The organism is Virgibacillus sediminis (genome assembly GCF_042643265.1).
In the GTDB taxonomy this organism is placed as follows: domain Bacteria; phylum Bacillota; class Bacilli; order Bacillales; family Amphibacillaceae; genus Virgibacillus_O; species Virgibacillus_O sediminis.
Genome location: NZ_JBHRRZ010000016.1, coordinates 68895 through 89096 on the forward strand (window position 1 = coordinate 68895; position 20202 = coordinate 89096).

General features: G+C 44.6%; 15 protein-coding genes, 1 tRNA gene and 1 other annotated feature. Of the genes, 15 read left to right on the top strand and 1 reads right to left on the bottom strand.

The genetic code is table 11. The features are described 5' to 3' along the window. Nucleotides 1–423: 423 nt before the first annotated feature. From dnaA to ACFODW_RS10555, 9 genes are all read left to right on the top strand, one after another. Nucleotides 424–1770 (top strand): chromosomal replication initiator protein DnaA, encoded by a 1347-nt coding sequence (gene dnaA, locus ACFODW_RS10515; RefSeq protein WP_390306124.1) that lies wholly within the window; start codon nt 424–426, stop codon nt 1768–1770. Nucleotides 1771–1968: 198 nt separating this feature from the next. After that, a complete protein-coding gene (gene dnaN, locus ACFODW_RS10520) occupies nt 1969–3105 on the top strand; it encodes a DNA polymerase III subunit beta (RefSeq protein ID WP_390306127.1) in 1137 nt (378 codons plus the stop codon). A 249-nt stretch (nt 3106–3354) separates the two neighbouring features. Continuing rightward, complete coding sequence (gene yaaA, locus ACFODW_RS10525; RefSeq protein ID WP_390306129.1) at nt 3355–3576, top strand: S4 domain-containing protein YaaA; 222 nt, start codon at nt 3355–3357, stop codon at nt 3574–3576. Between the two features lie 3 nt (nt 3577–3579). Then, complete coding sequence (recF, locus tag ACFODW_RS10530) at nt 3580–4692, top strand: DNA replication/repair protein RecF (RefSeq protein WP_390306131.1); 1113 nt, start codon at nt 3580–3582, stop codon at nt 4690–4692. A gap of 19 nt (nt 4693–4711) precedes the next feature. Beyond that, nucleotides 4712–5011 (top strand): extracellular matrix regulator RemB, encoded by a 300-nt coding sequence (gene remB, locus ACFODW_RS10535; protein WP_390306133.1) that lies wholly within the window; start codon nt 4712–4714, stop codon nt 5009–5011. 59 nt (nt 5012–5070) lie between these two features. Then, entirely contained in the window at nt 5071–6996 is a 1926-nt protein-coding gene (gene gyrB / locus ACFODW_RS10540; protein ID WP_390306135.1) for a DNA topoisomerase (ATP-hydrolyzing) subunit B, read from the top strand. An 88-nt stretch (nt 6997–7084) separates the two neighbouring features. After that, nucleotides 7085–9592, top strand: a complete 2508-nt coding sequence (gene gyrA, locus ACFODW_RS10545) for a DNA gyrase subunit A (protein WP_390306138.1) — start codon at nt 7085–7087, stop codon at nt 9590–9592. 151 nt (nt 9593–9743) lie between these two features. Then, the gene (locus ACFODW_RS10550) at nt 9744–10793 is read left to right on the top strand and encodes an HD-GYP domain-containing protein (RefSeq protein ID WP_390306140.1); all 1050 of its coding nucleotides are present in this window, start codon (nt 9744–9746) and stop codon (nt 10791–10793) included. A gap of 83 nt (nt 10794–10876) precedes the next feature. Next, a complete protein-coding gene (locus ACFODW_RS10555) occupies nt 10877–12091 on the top strand; it encodes a carboxylate--amine ligase (protein ID WP_390306142.1) in 1215 nt (404 codons plus the stop codon). Between the two features lie 110 nt (nt 12092–12201). Here ACFODW_RS10555 and ACFODW_RS10560 read toward each other — a convergent pair whose 3' ends face one another. After that, complete coding sequence (locus tag ACFODW_RS10560) at nt 12202–13185, bottom strand: YaaC family protein (protein ID WP_390306144.1); 984 nt, start codon at nt 13183–13185, stop codon at nt 12202–12204. Nucleotides 13186–13345: 160 nt separating this feature from the next. Between ACFODW_RS10560 and guaB the strand changes: the two genes are divergently transcribed. The 6 genes from guaB (at nt 13346) to ACFODW_RS10590 (ending at nt 19692) form a co-directional block, all read left to right on the top strand. After that, complete coding sequence (gene guaB, locus ACFODW_RS10565; protein ID WP_390306147.1) at nt 13346–14818, top strand: IMP dehydrogenase; 1473 nt, start codon at nt 13346–13348, stop codon at nt 14816–14818. Nucleotides 14819–15029: 211 nt separating this feature from the next. After that, nucleotides 15030–16316 (top strand): serine hydrolase, encoded by a 1287-nt coding sequence (locus tag ACFODW_RS10570; RefSeq protein ID WP_390306306.1) that lies wholly within the window; start codon nt 15030–15032, stop codon nt 16314–16316. 60 nt (nt 16317–16376) lie between these two features. After that, nucleotides 16377–17261 carry a pyridoxal 5'-phosphate synthase lyase subunit PdxS gene (gene pdxS, locus ACFODW_RS10575; protein ID WP_390306149.1) on the top strand — a complete coding sequence of 295 codons (885 nt, stop codon included), beginning with the start codon at nt 16377–16379 and terminating at the stop codon, nt 17259–17261. A gap of 15 nt (nt 17262–17276) precedes the next feature. Next, nucleotides 17277–17870, top strand: coding sequence for a pyridoxal 5'-phosphate synthase glutaminase subunit PdxT (gene pdxT / locus ACFODW_RS10580; RefSeq protein ID WP_390306152.1), 594 nt, complete (start codon nt 17277–17279; stop codon nt 17868–17870). A gap of 34 nt (nt 17871–17904) precedes the next feature. Next, nucleotides 17905–18133, top strand: a binding site (T-box leader). A 60-nt stretch (nt 18134–18193) separates the two neighbouring features. Next, nucleotides 18194–19471, top strand: a complete 1278-nt coding sequence (gene serS, locus ACFODW_RS10585; RefSeq protein ID WP_390306154.1) for a serine--tRNA ligase — start codon at nt 18194–18196, stop codon at nt 19469–19471. Between the two features lie 128 nt (nt 19472–19599). Continuing rightward, a tRNA-Ser gene (locus ACFODW_RS10590) sits at nt 19600–19692 on the top strand. Nucleotides 19693–20202: the final 510 nt, after the last annotated feature.

The following is a 20202-nucleotide window of genomic DNA, read 5'->3' on the forward strand; positions in this document are numbered from 1 at the left end:
TATCGACAAGAAACTCACAAAATATAGGGTTGTGGAAGAAAAATATATACAGGTGTTGGGATTTGTGGATAAGTGTCGGAAATGCATTGCACTGCTTGTATTTATTTGGTATTATATTTGTGTTTAACTCTTGTGGATGGATTTCCTCCACCAAAACTTACCCACAATTTGTGGATAGCCTGTGGATAATTATACACACCCTCGTTGATATACTTATCAACAGAAATGTGGATAGCGTTCATAAACTTTTTAATTCCCCTTCTGTAAAACCTTTCTCTATCCACAAGGGGATGAGAAAAAATCTATGATTTCAATCTGCATTTGCATTAACTGAAGTTCGGTTTATCATATAGAGCCTTATCCTTTCCCCAGCGGAGAGATAGGCTTTTTCTGTCATTTATCCGTGAAAGGAGTGAAATCAGGTTGGAAAACATCGATGATCTGTGGGTTGCAACCCTGGAGAAAATTGAAGAAAAAATTAGTAAGCCTAGCTTCGATACCTGGCTAAAGAATACCAATGCCGAGAAAATCGAAGAAAATACCCTGGTTATATCTGCACCAAATGAGTTCGCTAGGGATTGGCTGGAAAATCAATATACCAATCTAATTTCTAACATTTTAGAAGAAATTACAGGGACCAGGCTGACAACGAAATTTATCATCCCTGAATCCGTTTCGCATGACGAAGAACCGGAAGCAGAGCCCAAACCAACGACTGATGCCGCAAATAATGGTGATGTGCCCAAATCGATGCTCAATTCCAAATATACGTTTGACACCTTTGTGATCGGAGCTGGAAACCGTTTTGCCCATGCTGCATCCTTGGCAGTGGCAGAGGCACCTGCTAAAGCATACAACCCCCTCTTCATCTATGGAGGGGTCGGCCTCGGCAAAACTCACCTGATGAATGCAATTGGACATTATGTTCGTGAGCATGACCCAAATGCCAAAGTCGTCTATTTATCGTCAGAAAAATTCACGAACGAATTCATCAACGCCATTATGGACAACAAAACCATCAATTTCCGGAATAAGTACCGGAATGTCGATGTGCTCTTGATTGATGATATACAATTCATCGCTGGCAAAGAATCGACACAGGAAGAATTTTTCCATACTTTCAATACGCTGCATGAAGAAAGCAAGCAAATCATCATTTCCAGTGACCGGCCACCTAAGGAGATTCCTACACTGGAGGATCGTTTGCGTTCCCGCTTCGAATGGGGGTTAATCACGGATATAACGCCGCCGGACCTTGAAACAAGGATTGCTATCTTGACCAAGAAGGCAAAGGCCGAGGGGTTGGATATACCTAACGAAGTGATGCTGTATATTGCCAATCAGATCGACACAAATATACGTGAACTGGAAGGGGCCCTTATTCGAGTTGTTGCATATTCCTCTTTAGTCAACCAGGATATTGATGCCTCACTTGCTGCTGATGCATTAAAGGACATCATTCCCAGCAGCAAACCGAAAGTCATCACCATTAACAGCATCATGGAAGCTGTCGGAGAAAAGTACAACGTGCGGTTGGAAGATTTCATCGCTAAGAAGCGTACTAAATCCATCGCATTCCCTAGGCAGATAGCTATGTACTTGTCCCGGGAAATGACCGATTACTCCCTGCCTAAAATCGGCGAAGAATTTGGCGGACGGGATCATACCACGGTTATCCATGCCCATGAAAAGATCGCAAAGATGCTGGAAAACGATACATCTTTGAATCGTGAACTGGAAGAGTTGAAAGAGCAGCTGAAGACATTTTAATATCTTGCTGTAGAATATCCCCATGTGGATACTGTGGAGGCGAGTGCAGAATTATAAACAAGTTGTCCACAGTGGATAACTCTGAAGAAATGACGAAAAAATTGACTTATCCACATAAACACAGCCCTTATTACTATTATTACGGTATTTTATAAATAAAAATATATATAAAGAACTTCCATTAGGAGGATTTATTTCATGAAATTCATTATTCAACGTGATCAATTGATAGCAAGTGTCCAGGATGTAATGAAAGCAATCTCGTCCAGAACAGTAATACCGATTTTGACGGGGATGAAGGTTGAAGCAAAACATCATGGAATAACGCTTACCGGAAGTGACTCTGATATTTCCATCGAATCGTACATTCCTGCTGAGGAAGACGGAAATGTCAATGTAGAGCAGATCGAAGAAGGAAGCATTGTCCTCCAGGCGAAATACTTCCCGGATATTGTCAAAAAGCTGCCAGAGAAAACGGTAGAGATCACCGCTGATGAAAATTTGAAAGTTACGATACGATCAGGCAATGCGGAATTCAATTTAAACGGCCAGGATGCAGAAGAATATCCACAACTTCCAAAACTGCAAACTGACGACAGTTTTGAAATCCCGACAGATCTATTGAAAAGCATGATCAAACAGACAGTATTCGCTGTTTCCACGATGGAAACCCGGCCGATTCTCACCGGCGTAAATATGAAGCTGGCGGACCATAAACTTTCCTTTACCGCCACAGACAGCCACCGACTGGCTTCCAGGGAAATTCCTGTCCCTAATGCAAACACGGAGTTCCCGAATATTGTCGTTCCCGGAAAAAGCCTGAACGAATTGAATAAAATTTTGGCCGACTCGGAAGAAAAGGTGGAAATCAGTGTGACCAATAACCAAATTCTCTTCCGTACCAGACATCTTAATTTCCTGTCGCGCCTTCTTGACGGGAACTATCCGGAAACCTCCAGGCTGATTCCTGACCAAAGCAAAACGGTCATCTATGCGAAAACAAAGGAACTGCTCGGATCCATTGACCGTGCTTCACTACTAGCCAAGGAAGAGCGGAACAATGTCGTACGTCTGTCGGCACAAGGGGAATCGCTTGTCGAAATCACCAGTAATTCTCCAGAAGTGGGAACGGTCGCAGAAGATCTCACTGTGTCCTCCATCGAAGGAGAAGAATTGAAGATTTCTTTCAGTTCAAAATACATGATGGAGGCGCTGCGGGCCATCGATTATGAAGAAGTGAAAATTGAATTCACCGGAGCCATGCGCCCGTTCATCATCCGCCCGGCAAATGAAGATCCAATCCTGCAACTGATCCTGCCAGTACGGACATATTGAGTGAAAACCAGATAAATACTCTGATTGCATAAAATGGCTGTTCAGAGGACATAATAGTAGAAAAATAAAGCTCTTATCGTTATTCGATGAGAGCTTTTCATTTCCCTGAAGCAAAATAAAGGCTATATAAGCGTTTTTTTTACAAATCGAGGGGCTGACCTTTCTTTATTGCAAAAACTTTAGTAAAATAGGTTATAGAACGTTTTAGAGTATAATCGTTAATTATCCAATGAAATTTGGTGAGTAAAATTGCAGGAACAGATTGAAATAAATACAGAGTATATCCAGCTAGGGCAATTCATTAAGCTTGCAAATATTCTGGAATCAGGCGGAATGGTCAAGGCTTTTCTGCAGGATGAAGGGGTATTGGTGAACGGGGAGCGCGAGCATCGCCGCGGAAGGAAATTATATCCTGACGATGTGATCGAAGTGGAAGGCTTTGGAACCTACCTCGTAACAAAAGAGGATTAATGCATGCACATTGAGCAGCTGCAGCTGAAAAATTACCGTAATTATGAGAAGCTGGATATCGCTTTTGATGACAAAGTGAATCTCATCATCGGTGAGAATGCACAAGGCAAAACGAATTTGATGGAAGCCATCTATGTATTGGCGCTAACCAAGTCGCACCGGACTTCCAAAGAGAAAGAACTGATCCAGTGGGAGAAGGATTTTGCCAGAATTGAAGGGCGGGTCACAAAACGCAGCCAATCCTTCCCGCTTGAAATCATCTTATCGACAAAAGGTAAAAAGGCTAAACTGAACAGGATAGAGCAACAGCGCCTGAGTGATTATATCGGAGCGATGAACATTGTCATGTTTGCACCTGAGGACCTGGCATTGGTAAAAGGCCCTCCCCATACACGCAGGCGTTTTATTGATATGGAGCTTGGGCAGATACAACCCCGTTATATCTATCACTTGGGGCAATATCAAAAAATACTAAAACAGCGAAACCATTTATTGAAGCAGCTGCAGCGGAGGGAAATGAACGATCCGACCATGCTGCGGGTAATGACAGATCAATTAGCAGATCATGCCGCGTCACTATTGGAGAGGCGGTTTGTTTTTTTGGAATTGCTGAGAAAGTGGGCCGGGCCGATCCATCACGGAATCAGCAGGAGCCTGGAACAGCTGGAAATTCAATATAATTCCACAATAGAAGTATCAGAAGAGGAAAATAAGGAAAAAATAGAAACTATCTATCTCCGAAGATTCCAGGAAATCGAAGAAAAAGAAATAGACCGCGGCACGACGCTTCTCGGTCCACACAGGGATGATCTGATATTCAAGGTTAACGGGAAGGACGTACAGGTCTATGGATCTCAGGGGCAGCAGCGTACTGCTGCTTTATCTGTGAAGTTAGCAGAAATAGAACTGATCTATAATGAGATAGGCGAATATCCAATCCTTCTCTTGGACGATGTACTTAGTGAACTGGATGACTATCGTCAATCCCATTTGCTGCACACCATCCAAGGCAGGGTTCAAACCTTTGTATCTACTACAAGCGTGGATGGGATTAATCACGAGACATTACGAAAAGCCGAACAGTTCCACGTAGACGGCGGAACTGTCGATACCTAATCCAAGGGGAGCCATGCTTATGTTTATTCATATAGGAAATGATCATGTCATCCAGTCTAAGGATGTAATCGCCATCCTTGATTACAACCTGATTTCCTCCTCTTCTATCATGGAAGAGATGATAACGGAATGGGCTGTAAAGAAAAAAGTGCTGGGGCCCATGGCGGAGGCCAAATCAGTGATGATCACCAAGGAAATCATCTACTACAGCCAACTGTCAGTCAGTACGCTGAAGAAAAGGGCTAGTATGATTTCCACCATCAGCAAACTGGATGACTATTCAGATGAAATTAAAGATGAAGAATTAGATGAAGAGTAAAGAAAACCTCTGGCAGCAGATGTACCTGCAGCCGACTATGAAGAAATGAAGGTGGAATGATGGCAATGGAAGATAAGAATATGAACGAACAGGCTTATGGAGCAGATCAAATACAGGTGCTGGAAGGCTTGGAAGCTGTCCGTAAAAGGCCTGGTATGTACATTGGCTCTACTAGTGGGAAAGGGCTCCACCATCTCGTCTGGGAAATTGTCGATAACAGTATTGACGAAGCACTGGCTGGCTATTGCGATCATATTCAAGTAATCATTGAAGAGGACAACAGTATAACTGTGAAGGACAATGGCCGGGGTATACCTGTCGATATCCAGAAAAAAACCGGCCGTCCTGCCTTGGAAGTAATTATGACCGTTCTTCATGCCGGTGGTAAATTCGGCGGGGGCGGATATAAGGTTTCCGGGGGACTTCATGGAGTGGGTGCTTCCGTGGTCAACGCACTTTCCAGCAGTCTGGAGGTATATGTGCACCGGGATAACAACATCTATTTCCTCGAATTTAAGAAAGGCGTCCCACAAGGCGAAATTGAAGTGATCGGTGAGACGGAAATCACCGGGACCGTCATCCATTTTACACCGGATAAGGAGATTTTCACGGAGACAACCGAATACGAGTATGAGGTACTGTCCCAACGGCTGCGTGAACTTGCTTTCCTAAATAAGGGACTGACCATCACGGTAGAGGATAAGCGGACAGGTGAAGAGCCGGTAAGCTATTTTTATGAAGGCGGCATTAATTCTTATGTAGAATATTTGAACAGAACAAGAGATACCCTGCATGAACCTTTTTATGCAGAAGGAGAAGAACAGGGCATTGCGGTGGAAATTTCCATCCAATACAATGATGGCTTTTCCAGCAATTTGTATTCCTATGCCAATAATATCCATACGTACGAGGGAGGCACCCACGAATCGGGTTTTCGTACCGGTCTGACACGAGTGGTCAATGATTATGCGCGCAAAAATAATTTATTTAAAGAGAATGACCCGAACCTTTCCGGTGATGATGTACGGGAAGGGATGACGGCTATCGTATCCGTTAAGCACCCTGATCCTCAATTTGAGGGGCAGACGAAGACAAAATTGGGCAACAGTGAAGTTCGAACTGTTGTGGATGGGATATTCAGTGAAGAATTTTCCAAATTTCTATTTGAAAATCCGTCCATAGGAAAAATTATTGTAGAAAAAGGGCTAATGGCTTCTCGTGCTCGGATGGCCGCCAAAAAGGCGAGAGAACTGACCAGGAGAAAGAGTGCCCTGGAAGTATCCAATCTGCCGGGAAAACTTGCCGACTGCTCGTCCAGAAATGCAGAAATCAGTGAGCTTTATATCGTAGAGGGTGATTCCGCCGGTGGTTCAGCAAAAGCCGGACGGGATAGACATTTTCAGGCCATCCTTCCATTGCGGGGAAAGATATTGAATGTCGAAAAGGCCCGTCTGGACAGAATTCTCTCTAACAATGAAGTACGCTCGATGATTACTGCACTTGGAACAGGCATCGGGGAAGAATTTGATATTTCAAAAGCACGTTATCATAAGATTGTCATCATGACAGATGCCGATGTCGATGGGGCTCACATCCGCACCTTATTATTAACGTTTTTCTACCGGTATATGCGCCCGTTGATTGAAAATGGTTATATATATATTGCCCAGCCTCCTCTCTTTAAGGTGCAGCAGGGGAAGAATGCCTATTATGCATATAATGATGCAGAATTGGACCAAATTCTGGCAAAGATTCCAAAGACACCGAAACCCGGTCTGCAGCGGTATAAGGGCCTAGGGGAAATGAATGCGACCCAGCTGTGGGAGACCACAATGGATCCAGAAAACCGTACGCTGCTGCAAGTGGATCTATCGGATGCTATGGATGCTGATCAGGTATTTGACATGCTGATGGGAGACAGGGTGGAGCCACGCAGGAACTTTATTGAAGAAAATGCACAATACGTACAAAATCTGGATGTTTAAGTTAATGGCAGTTAGTTAAACTGCTTCAAATAGATTGCAACTTTGGAAGAGATCACTATTGAAATAAATAGTGGTGGGAGGTAATGAAATGGCAGAGGAACAACGTCCGAACGTTCAGGAAATCAATATCAGCAAGGAAATGCGCACATCTTTTCTCGACTATGCAATGAGTGTCATTGTAGCACGGGCCCTCCCCGATGTACGGGATGGCATGAAGCCGGTTCACCGCCGTATTCTATATGCTATGAATGACCTTGGGATGCATTCAGACAAGGCTTATAAAAAATCGGCCCGGATTGTCGGGGAAGTTATTGGTAAGTATCACCCACATGGGGATTCTGCCGTTTATGAAACGATGGTGCGGATGGCGCAGGACTTCAGTTATCGGTACATGCTTGTCGATGGCCACGGGAATTTCGGGTCCGTCGACGGGGATTCCGCAGCTGCGATGCGTTATACCGAAGCCAGAATGTCTAAAATCTCCATGGAACTCATGCGTGACATCAACAAAGACACGATTGATTATCAGGATAACTATGATGGCACAGAAAGAGAGCCGATGGTGCTTCCAGCAAGGTTCCCTAACCTATTAGTGAATGGTGCTGCCGGAATTGCAGTCGGGATGGCTACCAACATACCTCCCCATAATCTTGGGGAAACGATCGATGCCGTTCTAGCAGTCAGCAAGGATCCGGATATCACTATTAATGAACTGATGGAAAACCACCTGCCTGGACCTGACTTTCCTACTTTCGGGCAGATACTTGGAAGAAGTGGTATTCGAAAGGCCTATGAGACAGGAAAAGGCTCCCTTACTCTAAGAGCCAAGGTGGAGATCGAGGAACAGCCAAATGGGAAGGAAAGAATCCTGGTAACGGAATTGCCTTATCAGGTCAATAAGGCGAGGCTTGTAGAAAAAATTGCCGAACATGTCCGTGAAAAAAGGATTGAAGGAATAACAGACCTGCGGGATGAATCCGACCGCAATGGCATGCGGGTGGTTATCGAACTGCGTAAGGACGCTAATGCTAACGTAGTATTGAATAATCTGTACAAGCATACCGCCCTGCAGACAACCTTCGGCATAAATATGCTGTCCTTAGTGAATGGCCAACCTAAGGTCTTGAATATTAAACAATGCCTGGAATATTATTTGGATCATCAAAAAGTGATTATCAAACGCCGTACTGCATTCGAACTGCGCAAAGCAGAAGCCAGAGCACATATCCTTGAAGGACTCCGTATAGCTCTGGACCACTTGGATGAGGTAATCGCTCTAATCCGCAATTCAAAAACCACTGATATTGCCAGAGAAGGTCTGGTGGACAGATTTAATCTCTCTGAAAAGCAAGCTCAAGCCATTCTCGATATGCGTCTGCAGCGTTTGACAGGTTTGGAAAGAGAAAAGATTGAAGATGAATATAAGGAACTTCAAAAATTGATTGCTGAACTGAAAGCCATCTTGGCGGATGAAGAAAAAGTACTCGAAATCATCCGGGAAGAGCTTTTGGAAATAAAAGAACGATTCAATGATGACCGCCGAACTGAAATTGTAGCTGGAGGGGCAGGTTTCCTGGAGGATGAAGATCTGATTCCTCAGGAAAACGTGGTAATCACCTTGACACATCAAGGGTATATCAAACGTCTCCCTGCATCTACCTATAGGACCCAAAAACGCGGCGGTAGAGGGATCCAAGGAATGGGAACCAATGAAGATGACTTTGTCGAACATCTGGTATCCACTTCCACCCATGATACTCTGTTGTTCTTTACCAATAAGGGTAAAGTGTATAAGACCAAAGGGTATGAAGTGCCGGAATTCAGTAGGACGGCAAAAGGGATACCAATCATCAACCTGCTGCAGGTAGAAAAAGGTGAATGGGTAAACGCCGTTATTACTGTCAGTGAATACGCGGAGGATAAATATTTATTCTTCACTACCAAACACGGAATTTCCAAGCGGACCTCTCTTGCCCAGTTTGCCAATATCCGCAAGGGCGGTTTGATTGCTGTAGGGCTCCGGGAGGAAGATGAACTTATTTCCGTACGATTGACGGATGGAACAAAGGATATAATGATCGCTACTAAACATGGCTATCTTATCCGCTTTGAAGAATCGCAAATTCGTACAATGGGCCGCACAGCTGCAGGTGTAAAAGGAATCTCCCTAAGGGAAGACGATGAAGTTGTTTCCATGGAAATACTCGAAGAAGGGTCTAATATCCTCCATGTCACCAATAAAGGCTTTGGAAAACAGACACCTGAAGAGGAGTATCGCCGGACAAACCGTGGCGGAAAAGGAATTTTCACCTGTAAACTGGCTGATAAGACTGGGGATGTAGCTGCTGTGAAAGCTGTATCTGGAAATGAAGACCTTATGCTTATCACCGTTGCTGGTGTATTGATCCGTATACCGGTTGCAGAAATTTCCCAAACAGGCAGAAACACCGTGGGAGTACGGCTGATCCGCCTGCAGGATGAGGAAGAGGTTGCAACCGTTACAAGGGTAGGCAGTGAGGAAGAGGAAGAAAAGATAGAAGAGGCTGCAGAACAGACTGAAGAGACTGCAGATCTCACAGAAACAGAGGAAGAATAATGATGGGACAGCTCCTTTTTTAAAGAGCTGTCCTTTTTTGCTTCAATAATCAAAGATTTAATACGATAGTAGAAGTAGAAGGAAAAAAGAATGGTGGAATAGACGGTTGACACAATAGAATTTCTGGACAGCTAGAACGGAGGAAGAGAAGATGAGAGTAGCGGTTGAACAGCTGGTTTCGGGATGTGTAGTGAAAGAAGATGTGGAGGGAAAGTCAGGCAAGCCAATTATACCAAGAAACACCGTTTTAAATGATGAACTCATTGAGGTCCTCAGATCGTTCTTGATAGATATGGTAGAGGTCGGCTCCCTGCTTGCCGATGGAGGGAATTTCCACCCTCAAACTCAAGTGGGAGAAATGGTAAGTGAGGAGAAACTCCCTGTTGGAGAGGATTCTCTTTCCTTTCAAGATCATTATCGCCTGGTAGCAGCAGGATGGCAAAAATTATTGGCAGAGTGGAAAAGCGGGGTGCCGATTGACATAGATTACATAGGGAAACTGGTATCTCCCCTGCTGCGAAGAACAGAAGGCATGAAGGGGCAAAGCGCCCTTTCTCACTTGGAATTGTGGGAAAATAAAAATCTTTCCTACTTCCATAGCGTATCACTCGCTGTATTGGCCTCCCTAGTTGCAAAGAATGCTGGCTTCCCTCAACAACATTGGATGCAGATCGGACTGGCTGGTTTCCTTGCAGAGTGTGGAAAGGCAAAGCTGCCAGCCGGCCATGACTTATCAAAAGCGCAGGAACTTCCGGTAATCTCCTATCGGATGCTGAGGGAAGATGATGCTATTGGCACAGACGTAAAACTGGCAGTCCTTCAATATCAGGAAAGAAATGATGGAACCGGTTATCCACTTGGTCTAACTGCGGAGAAAATCCATAAATATGCCAAAGTATTAGCTGTCTGTGATATGTTTATATCCATGGTGCAGGAGAGAACGCCCATCTATCATGCAATGGAGTATATCGATCAGCATAAATACAGCCTTTTTGACTATCAGGCGGCAGAAGCTTTTATAGAAACAGTGCTTCCCTACTCAATAGGTTCACAGGTCCAACTGTCCGACGGCCGGAAAGGGACTATTGTATTCATAGACACGAACTCTTCTCTTAGGCCGGTGGTGCAGCTTTCTCCGGATAATATAATTAATCTGCAGGTATATACCTCGCTGCATATCGCAAAGACGTTGGACCTATAACCTTCCGCTTCCAGTTAACAGGCCATAAATGATATAGTATATGGGTATACATTCATTTTTATAAGCAGTACAGGAGGAGCCAGATGGAGAATTCACCCTTTATACCAGTAATTGTAGGAACAGATATCAACGCATATAATATGGCTGTTTCTTTTCACGAGAAGTATAGCATTAAACCTGTTTTAGTCGGAAGGCAGCAGATGGCTTTCACAGATTTAAGTTCCATTATGGATAGAATAGAAATTCATCCGGACTTGGCGGAGGATGGAAGGTTTGCCGATGTGTTAAACCAGCTCGCCAGTAAGTTGGAAAAAGGAGAAAAAAAGCTCTTGCTGGTCGGCACAAATGATGTGTATGTACGCCTGATCATTGAAAATGAACAGGCATTGCGAGCAAATTATGAGTTCAGCTATATCTCTGAGCAGCTGTTGAACCAGCTGCAGAATAAATCGAATTTCTATAAGCTTTGTGACGAGCATGGTATTGATACACCTACCACTCATTTTTATGATTGTGCCCATGACGGAGAATTTGACAAGGATATGATGTATCCGGTAATCATCAAGCCCAGCAATGGTATTGAGTATTACAATAACAGCTTTGCAGGGCAGAAAAAGGTGTATAGGGTAGACAGCCGTGCTGAGGTACAGCAAGTGATCGATAAAATTAAGAATAGCGGCTATCGGGATGAATTGATTATCCAAGATTATATACCGGGGGATGACACCTATATGTGGGATTCGGTAGTATATCTCAATTCACAAGGAAAAACACAGCTGGTTTCCTTTGGACAGGTGGTACTTCAGGAGCATACACCAACCGCTATTGGGAATTACACAGCAGTCATTTCCCGATATAATAAAGAAATGATGGAGAAATTGCGCAAATTCCTCGAAGATGTAGGCTATGTCGGGTTTGCCAATTTCGATATGAAGTACGATGAAAGAGACGGCAAATTCAAAGTGTTCGAAGTGAACATCCGACAAGGGAGATCCAGCTACTATGTAAATGCGCTGGGTCATAATATGGCTGAGTATATCGTTGATGATGTACTCCACGACAAAGAAAAACCGCTGATTTTCCTCAATAAAGAGGTCTTGTTTACGGTCGTACCCAAAGCAGTGCTGCGGAAATTCGTCGATAACAAGGATGTCAAAGCCGATGTCAGCCGCCTGTTAAAGCAAGGGCAATGGGTGAATCCGCTGTTCTATAAAAATGATAAAAATATGAAGCGGAAATTGTATTTGCTTGTCCGGCAGTTCAATTATTATCGTAAATACAAGAATAATCAGTGGTAAGCAGCAGGAACTTTAAAAGTAAAAGCTGCACTTCTTAACTGGGGAGTGCAGCTTATATTAGGTTTTTGGACACTATAAATATAACAAAATCATGCTCAGCCCCACTTCTTCTAATGAGACTCCCTCCGTGCAATCAGTTTCTCTTCAGGCTTCAGCATTAAGTAATCTCCACAGAGATGGAGCACTTTTCTAGAGGCGAAAGAGAGATAATGGCTGATAATGGAATAGTCCTCCCCATACTTTGTAGTAAACAATTCCCCCCAGTATTCGGTTTCGTATCTGCTGACCATGCTAAGGTTATAGAGCAACAAGTAATGTATCAGTATTTCTGGCACTTTTATGAAATCATCCCTGTTGCATGGGAAGTATATTTTTTCCTTTTCCAAGTGAAAATAAAAAGGCCCAATCGAATGCAAAATAGGCATTTTCAATTTTACTGTCAAATGCTTCTTCGTCCTGCCGGTTGTGTGGAGAGGCAGGCCGGTTGCTTCCAGGCGGTGAACGAAGGACTTTTCTGTCAAGTGGTAGGCATCCAGCAGTTCTTGGGAGAAGTGCAGGGATTTAGAATAGAGATCACCGATTTCTACACATTTCCGAGATTCATCCCAGTCCAGGAAATCATTCATCTCCGGAATGAGTCCAAAAAGTGTTTTCATTTTCATCTTCTCAAAAGGAAGCCGGTTAAGCTGGAACAAGTGATCAAATGCATAACTGAATAAACCATTCTGTTGTATTTTCACCTCATCGTCATAAAAGGTGTACTGTTTCTTTTTCCGTTTCCTAGAAGTCACTCCATGGGCGAGGATGGAGGTCGATTCCGGATAGTCCGGACGAGTGGTCAGGAGACAGGCCTTCATCAAATGGGTCAGTCCGTAGAAGCAAAGAAGCGGCTTGATACGATCATCAACCCTTTCAGCTTCCTCCAGGAAGAGTTGGCCCTGGTCCAAGTAGTAGAGAAAACCTGCACTGTTCTCATAGCTTTTCCCCTCCCCTCTAGGATCGGGAAGGCTGCTGTAGCATTCCTTTAAATAAAGCTGGCTTGTCTGGAGGTTTTTCAGCCAGGTTAAATAGGATTTTATCCTTGTGGTATCCATGGTTGCCTCCCAATGAAACGTTGTAAAATTTAGAATCTATTTATTTTTACCATGTGGTTGAAAAAGAAAAATTGATGGCGTAAAGTATATAAAAATAAGTAGTATTCATGTAGCATTTCCACATTGGTGGAATCCATACATATTCTGAAGGAGGATGAACATGCGTGAGGATAAATTTGCAAAAGAAGGTTTGACGTTTGATGATGTATTGCTGATGCCGGCAGAATCGGACATATTGCCAAAGGATGTCGAGTTGAGTACGGATTTATCGGAGAACCTGAAGCTCAAGTCCCCATTCATCAGTGCAGGAATGGACACTGTCACCGAAGCAGAGTTGGCGATAGCGATAGCGCGCCAGGGCGGACTGGGGATTATTCACAAAAATATGTCGATTGAAGAACAGGCAGATCAGGTGGATAAGGTAAAGCGCTCAGAAAGCGGAGTTATTACTGATCCATTTTTCCTCACACCGGAACACCAGGTTTATGATGCAGAGCATCTAATGGGCAAATTCCGCATTTCCGGTGTTCCTATTGTCAACTCCATTGAAGAGCAGCAGCTTGTCGGCATATTAACCAACCGCGACCTCCGGTTTATTCAGGATTATTCTATCCGAATCTCAGAGGTCATGACAAGCACGAACCTTGTTACAGCACCGGTCGGAACTACATTGGAAGAAGCAGAAAAGCTGCTGCATCAACATAAGATTGAAAAGCTGCCACTGATTGACGAAGACGGCACCTTAAAGGGATTAATCACCATCAAGGATATTGAAAAAGTCATAGAATTCCCGAATGCTGCGAAAGATGCTCAAGGAAGGCTCGTTGCCGGAGCGGCTGTCGGTGTTACAGGAGATGCGATGACAAGGATTGACAAGCTGGTACAAGCTGGTGTTGATGTGATTGTCATTGACACAGCACATGGGCATTCCAAGGGAGTTATTGAACAGGTAAAGGAAGTCCGCAAGGCTTATCCCGACCTGGACATCATTGCTGGGAACGTAGCTACAGCAGAAGGGACGAGAGCATTGATCGAGGCAGGAGCAACCATTGTCAAAGTGGGCATTGGGCCTGGATCGATTTGTACGACACGTGTAGTCGCAGGTGTAGGTGTTCCCCAGATTACCGCCGTATATGATTGTGCTGCGGAAGCATCGAAGTATGATGTACCTGTCATAGCTGACGGGGGGATCAAGTACTCTGGGGATATTGTAAAGGCCCTTGCAGCTGGCGCACATGCCGTGATGCTTGGAAGCATGTTTGCCGGAGTTGCTGAGAGCCCTGGAGAAACAGAGATTTATCAAGGGCGGCAATTTAAAGTTTATCGTGGAATGGGATCTGTAGGGGCCATGAAGTCAGGGTCCAAGGACCGTTACTTCCAGGCAGATTCGGACAATAAAAAGTTGGTCCCAGAGGGGATTGAAGGAAGGGTCGCTTATAAAGGGCCGCTTGCTGACACCGTTCATCAGCTAATGGGCGGCTTGCGATCCGGAATGGGATATTGCGGAACAGCAACTATCACAGAGTTGCGCAGAGATGCACGGTTTATCCGCATCACCAATGCCGGCCTTCGTGAGAGCCATCCACATGATGTGCAGATCACTAAAGAAGCACCGAATTATTCTTTGAACTAGTCTAAGGTTAGAGCCGGGGAACAGAGGAATAGGATTCTTCTGTTCCCCGGATTTGTAATTCAGCACAACCTGCTGTTAACCACGTTTTCTAATCTTTTTTTCTATGATAGAATAAGAGAGGGCATACATATGCCTTTAAACTACAGTGGAGGTACAGAAGTTGAGGTATAAAGGTAAAAGAAGTCTTATGGTTTTAATGGCTGCACTAGTAATGGCCCTAGCTGCCGTTGGACAGCCACTTGCGGCTCAAGCGCAGGACGAGCTGGATCTTGACGCCGAGTCGGCAATACTGGTCGACGCTGACACGGGTAAAGTGCTATATGCGAAGGAGCCTGATCAGGCCCTGCCGCCTGCTAGCATGACCAAAATGATGACAGAATATTTGGTTTTGGAAGCTATTGAGGAAGGTCAAATCAGTTGGGATACCACCACACAGATCAGTGATTATCCATACAGCATATCTGCAAATACTCTATTCTCCGGAGTAGGGCTTACTCAGGGGAAGGATTACACGGTCCGTGAATTGTATGAAGCGATGGCTGTCAACTCGGACAATGCTACAACCATTGCCTTGGCTGAGCTCATTGCCGGCTCCGAAACAGAGTTTGTAGAAATGATGAACGCGAAAGCAGAGGAAATGGGCCTCTCGGAATATAAATTCGTCAATTCCACTGGATTGGATAATGAATCACTAGGGGAGAACCGGCCGGAAGGTACAGACCCCAATGGCACGAATCTTCTCTCCGCACGGTCTTCAGCCTACTTGGCTTATCATCTGATCAATGACTATCCGGTGGCTTTGGAGTTCTCCAGTATGCCTCAAATAGAATTTGAGGGCTACACCATTGATAACTGGAATTGGATGCTCGATCACGAGGGAGTCTCCCTTCAGCAATTCTATTATGAAGGAGTCGATGGACTAAAAACTGGCAATACAGAGCTTGCCGGCTACACATTTACCGGTACAGCTGAACAAAATGGCCAAAGGCTCATATCAGTTGTCATGAAGACGAACAGCAGAGAAGAAAGATTTGAAGAAACAGCAGTGCTGCTTGATTATGGGTTTAATCAATTTGAGCAGCAGGAATTGGCACCAGCTGGTTATCAAAAGGAAGGACAATCCACCCTTCCAGTCGATAAAGGAAAAGAAAATGAAGTAAATATCTCTACCGCTGAAGCGGTAAATATCCCTATGAAAGAGGGAGAAGAAGACCTTTATCAAATCACCTATCATCTGGATGAAGAGAAGTTGAATGAGAATGGTGAATTGGTTGCACCAGTGGAAGAAGGGGAAGTAATCGGGACAGCTGAAGTAGTTTATGAAGGGGAAGATGATTATGGCTATATTTTCCCTGATCATGCAGGCACTGTGAACCTCGTTACCAATGAAGCCGTCGAGAAAGACAACTGGTTTATGCTGACACTTGGAGCAGTCGGCGACTTCTTCGGCAGCCTCTTTGGATCTGCTGTTGATTGGATCAAAGGATTTTTCCAGTAGTTTTATATAGATAGATTATAAGTTTGTAAGTAATAACAAAAAAATACAGGGGGAACTATCATGACTAATACAGGTACAGATCGAGTAAAACGTGGAATGGCTGAAATGCAGAAAGGCGGCGTCATCATGGACGTGGTCAATGCCGAACAGGCAAAAATTGCTGAGGAAGCTGGGGCAGTTGCCGTAATGGCATTGGAAAGGGTACCTTCTGATATCCGTGCTGCTGGCGGGGTCGCAAGAATGGCAGACCCAACCGTAACGGAAGAAGTCTTAAATGCGGTGTCCATTCCGGTTATGGCAAAAGCCAGAATCGGTCATGTCGTAGAGGCGAGAGTCCTTGAAGCAATGGGCGTAGACTATATTGATGAAAGTGAAGTACTCACTCCTGCAGATGATGTCTATCATTTGGATAAATCCAATTACACCGTGCCATTTGTCTGTGGCTGCAGGAATTTAGGAGAAGCTACACGCCGAATTGGTGAAGGTGCTTCCATGCTCCGAACCAAAGGCGAGCCTGGAACAGGAAATATCGTAGAAGCTGTTCGCCATATGCGTCAAGTCCAGTCGGAAATCCGTAAACTGTCCTCCATGTCCAAGGATGAAGTGATGACTTATGCGAAGGAAATTGGGGCACCATTTGAACTGCTGTTGCAAATTCGGGAAGAAGGACGCCTTCCTGTTGTCAACTTTGCTGCCGGAGGTGTCGCCACCCCAGCAGATGCGGCCTTGATGATGGAATTAGGAGCAGACGGAGTGTTTGTAGGTTCAGGGATCTTCAAATCAGCCAACCCTGCAAAATTTGCAAAGGCTATTGTGGAAGCAACTACCCATTACCAGGATTATTCACTGATTGCCGAGCTGTCCAAGGACCTTGGCACAGCTATGAAAGGCCTGGAAATGAGTACGATTGCCGCTAGTGACCGCATGCAGGACCGCAGTGAATAGAAAGAAGGTGTCAAGATGACTGCTACAATTGGTGTACTGGCTCTCCAAGGAGCTGTCAGAGAACATATACGCGCGGTAGAAGAATCGGGAGCCCGGGCTGTCGAAGTGAAGCGGAAAGAACAATTGGCCGAAATTGACGGTTTGATTCTCCCGGGTGGTGAAAGTACCACAATGCGTCGTCTGATAGACAGTTATGGATTTTTTGAAGCCATCAAGGAATTTGGCCAACAGGGTAAACCTGTATTTGGTACATGTGCCGGGCTTATTCTTATGGCCTCTGGTATTGAAGGGCAGGAAAATGCCCATCTCGGCCTTATCGATATGAAAGTTGCCAGGAATGCATTCGGCCGTCAGGTTGCAAGCTTTGAAGCCGGGCTGGATATCGAGCATGTAGGAGAGAATTTTAACGCCGTCTTTATCCGTGCACCATATATTACGGAAGCAGGACCTCAAGTAGAGGTGCTGGCAACTTACAAGGATCGGATTGTAGCTGCAAAGCAGGGGCAATATATATGTACAGCCTTCCATCCGGAATTGACGGATGATAACAGGGTGATTGCCTATTTTGTTTCTATGGTGGAAGAGTCCCTGCAAACAGTTGCATCCTAAAAAAAAATCAGCTATGATATAAAATAATTGAATGCAAACAGTAATGATAGGAATCAGTAATAGCAGTTCCATCCATAAGAGAGTCGATGGCTGGTGGGAATCGACGGTTGGCTGCTGTGAATCCATCCTTGAACTGGTTTACTGAAAGGCACCTGAAAGTAGGTAAACCCGGTTACGCACCGTTAATAGCCGTAAGCCGGAAGAGTAGTTTAAACTCTCTTCAACAAGGGTGGCAACGCGGGAAACAGCCTCTCGTCCCTATTTCAGGGACGGGAGTTTTTTCTTGTCAAATTGGCATAGTAAATTAATAAGGAGGAATATGTATGCTGGATATGAAGTATCTGCGCAATAACTTTGAAGAAATCAAAGGAAAACTGGCCCATCGCGGGGAAGACTTATCCGATCTTGACAAATTTGAAGAGCTGGACGAAAAACGCAGGAACTTGATTAGTGAAACGGAGAAGCTAAAGGCGAAAAGGAATGAAGCATCCAAGCAGATTTCTGTACTTAAGAAAGAGAAAAAAGATGCTGAGCAGGCAATCAAGGAAATGCGGGAAGTAGGCCAAAAAATCTCTGCATTGGATAAAGAGCTCAAGGAAGCAGAAGAAACATTGGACCATATTATGCTTTCCATTCCGAATATTCCCCACGAAAGTGTACCTGTCGGAGAAGATGAAGAGGATAATATTGAAGCCCGGAAATGGGGGAAACTGCCGGAGTTTGGCTTTGAGGCACAGGCCCATTGGGACCTTGCCACCAACTTGGACATCTTGGATTTCGAAAGAGCAGCTAAAGTAACCGGCAGCCGTTTTGTCTTCTACAAAGGGATGGGCGCCCGCTTGGAACGCGCCTTATTGAACTTCATGATGGACCTTCATGCTGATGAACACGGTTATCAGGAGATGCTTCCACCGCAGATGGTGAACCGGACAAGCATGACTGGTACCGGGCAGCTTCCGAAATTCGAAGAGGATGCTTTTAAGGTGGAGGATTGGGATTACTTTATGATTCCAACGGCTGAAGTTCCGGTAACCAACTATCACCGGGATGAGATTCTTTCGGTAGATCAACTCCCTAAAAAATATGTTGCTTACAGTGCGAACTTCCGATCTGAGGCTGGATCGGCCGGACGGGATACAAGAGGGCTGATTCGACAGCACCAATTCAACAAAGTAGAACTGGTTCATTTAGCAAAGCCGGAGGATTCTTATGAAACATTAGAAACACTGACCGGCCATGCAGAAAGAGTTTTACAGCTTCTCAAGCTGCCTTACCGGGTGATGAGCATGTGTACAGGAGACTTGGGATTCACTGCCGCCAAAAAGTATGATATTGAAGTCTGGATTCCAAGCCAGGATACGTATCGGGAAATCTCCTCTTGTTCCAACTTCGAAGATTTCCAAGCTAGACGTGCTGGCATCCGTTTCCGCAGGGAGGCGAATGGCAAGCCGGAGTTCGTCCATACTCTGAACGGCTCAGGACTGGCGATCGGGCGTACCGTAGCAGCCATACTGGAGAATTATCAGTTGGAAGAAGGATTGGTGGAGATCCCTGAAGTCCTGCGACCTTATATGGGTGGAAAAGAAGTACTGGATAAGTAATGAAACAGAAGGGGGATCCCCTTCTGTTTCTGCCTATCTTTAGCTTTTCCAACAGAGATTGAAAAAAAATTACTGATACGGTTTGACAAGATTCTGCCAGCATGGTATAGTAATTCTTGTCTTATCACGGAGGTATACCCAAGTCTGGCTGAAGGGATCGGTCTTGAAAACCGACAGGCGGGTCAAACCGCGCGGGGGTTCGAATCCCTCTACCTCCTCCATTAATAAAATCAGCGCATAAAAATTGGAGATATGGAAACCGTTGCGAACAATTGCAGCGGTTTTTTTAATGATGAAGGAAACTGTAAAATCCTGACGGTGCATAACAGTAACCAGGGATAATCATGCAAGTTCCAAATCCTTATATCCTATGGAGATAGTCCATCGATTAGCCAACGCAGGCCAGTCAAATTAGTCTATTTCTGACTTTTTGTGATAAAAGGCGCAATCTTGACATATAATAACAAACCACATATAGTACAAACATAAATAAGTATAAGATACAGACAATGATCAGGTCATTAGTACATGGAACCATCCGAAAGAGATTGGAATTCGCCGGCTGAAAGATTCCATCGGAAAGGTATGTATGAACCTGCCTGTGAGTCGTTAGAACATACTAGCCACAGGCAACTGTGTTATCAATAGAGTTGGGCGTCTTGTATAAGGGGCGTCAATAAAAGGTGGTACCGCGGAAACCCATTCCGTCCTTTTACCAAGGACGTGATGGG

Coding starts and splice junctions, on each gene's coding strand:
- dnaN (WP_390306127.1), top strand. CDS start 1,969: ATGAAATTCATTATTCAACGTGATCAATTGATAGCAAGTGTCCAGGAT.
- recF (WP_390306131.1), top strand. CDS start 3,580: ATGCACATTGAGCAGCTGCAGCTGAAAAATTACCGTAATTATGAGAAG.
- remB (WP_390306133.1), top strand. CDS start 4,712: ATGTTTATTCATATAGGAAATGATCATGTCATCCAGTCTAAGGATGTA.
- gyrB (WP_390306135.1), top strand. CDS start 5,071: ATGGCAATGGAAGATAAGAATATGAACGAACAGGCTTATGGAGCAGAT.
- gyrA (WP_390306138.1), top strand. CDS start 7,085: ATGGCAGAGGAACAACGTCCGAACGTTCAGGAAATCAATATCAGCAAG.
- ACFODW_RS10550 (WP_390306140.1), top strand. CDS start 9,744: ATGAGAGTAGCGGTTGAACAGCTGGTTTCGGGATGTGTAGTGAAAGAA.
- ACFODW_RS10555 (WP_390306142.1), top strand. CDS start 10,877: ATGGAGAATTCACCCTTTATACCAGTAATTGTAGGAACAGATATCAAC.
- ACFODW_RS10560 (WP_390306144.1), bottom strand. CDS start 13,185: ATGGATACCACAAGGATAAAATCCTATTTAACCTGGCTGAAAAACCTC.
- guaB (WP_390306147.1), top strand. CDS start 13,346: ATGCGTGAGGATAAATTTGCAAAAGAAGGTTTGACGTTTGATGATGTA.
- ACFODW_RS10570 (WP_390306306.1), top strand. CDS start 15,030: ATGGCCCTAGCTGCCGTTGGACAGCCACTTGCGGCTCAAGCGCAGGAC.
- pdxS (WP_390306149.1), top strand. CDS start 16,377: ATGACTAATACAGGTACAGATCGAGTAAAACGTGGAATGGCTGAAATG.
- pdxT (WP_390306152.1), top strand. CDS start 17,277: ATGACTGCTACAATTGGTGTACTGGCTCTCCAAGGAGCTGTCAGAGAA.
- serS (WP_390306154.1), top strand. CDS start 18,194: ATGCTGGATATGAAGTATCTGCGCAATAACTTTGAAGAAATCAAAGGA.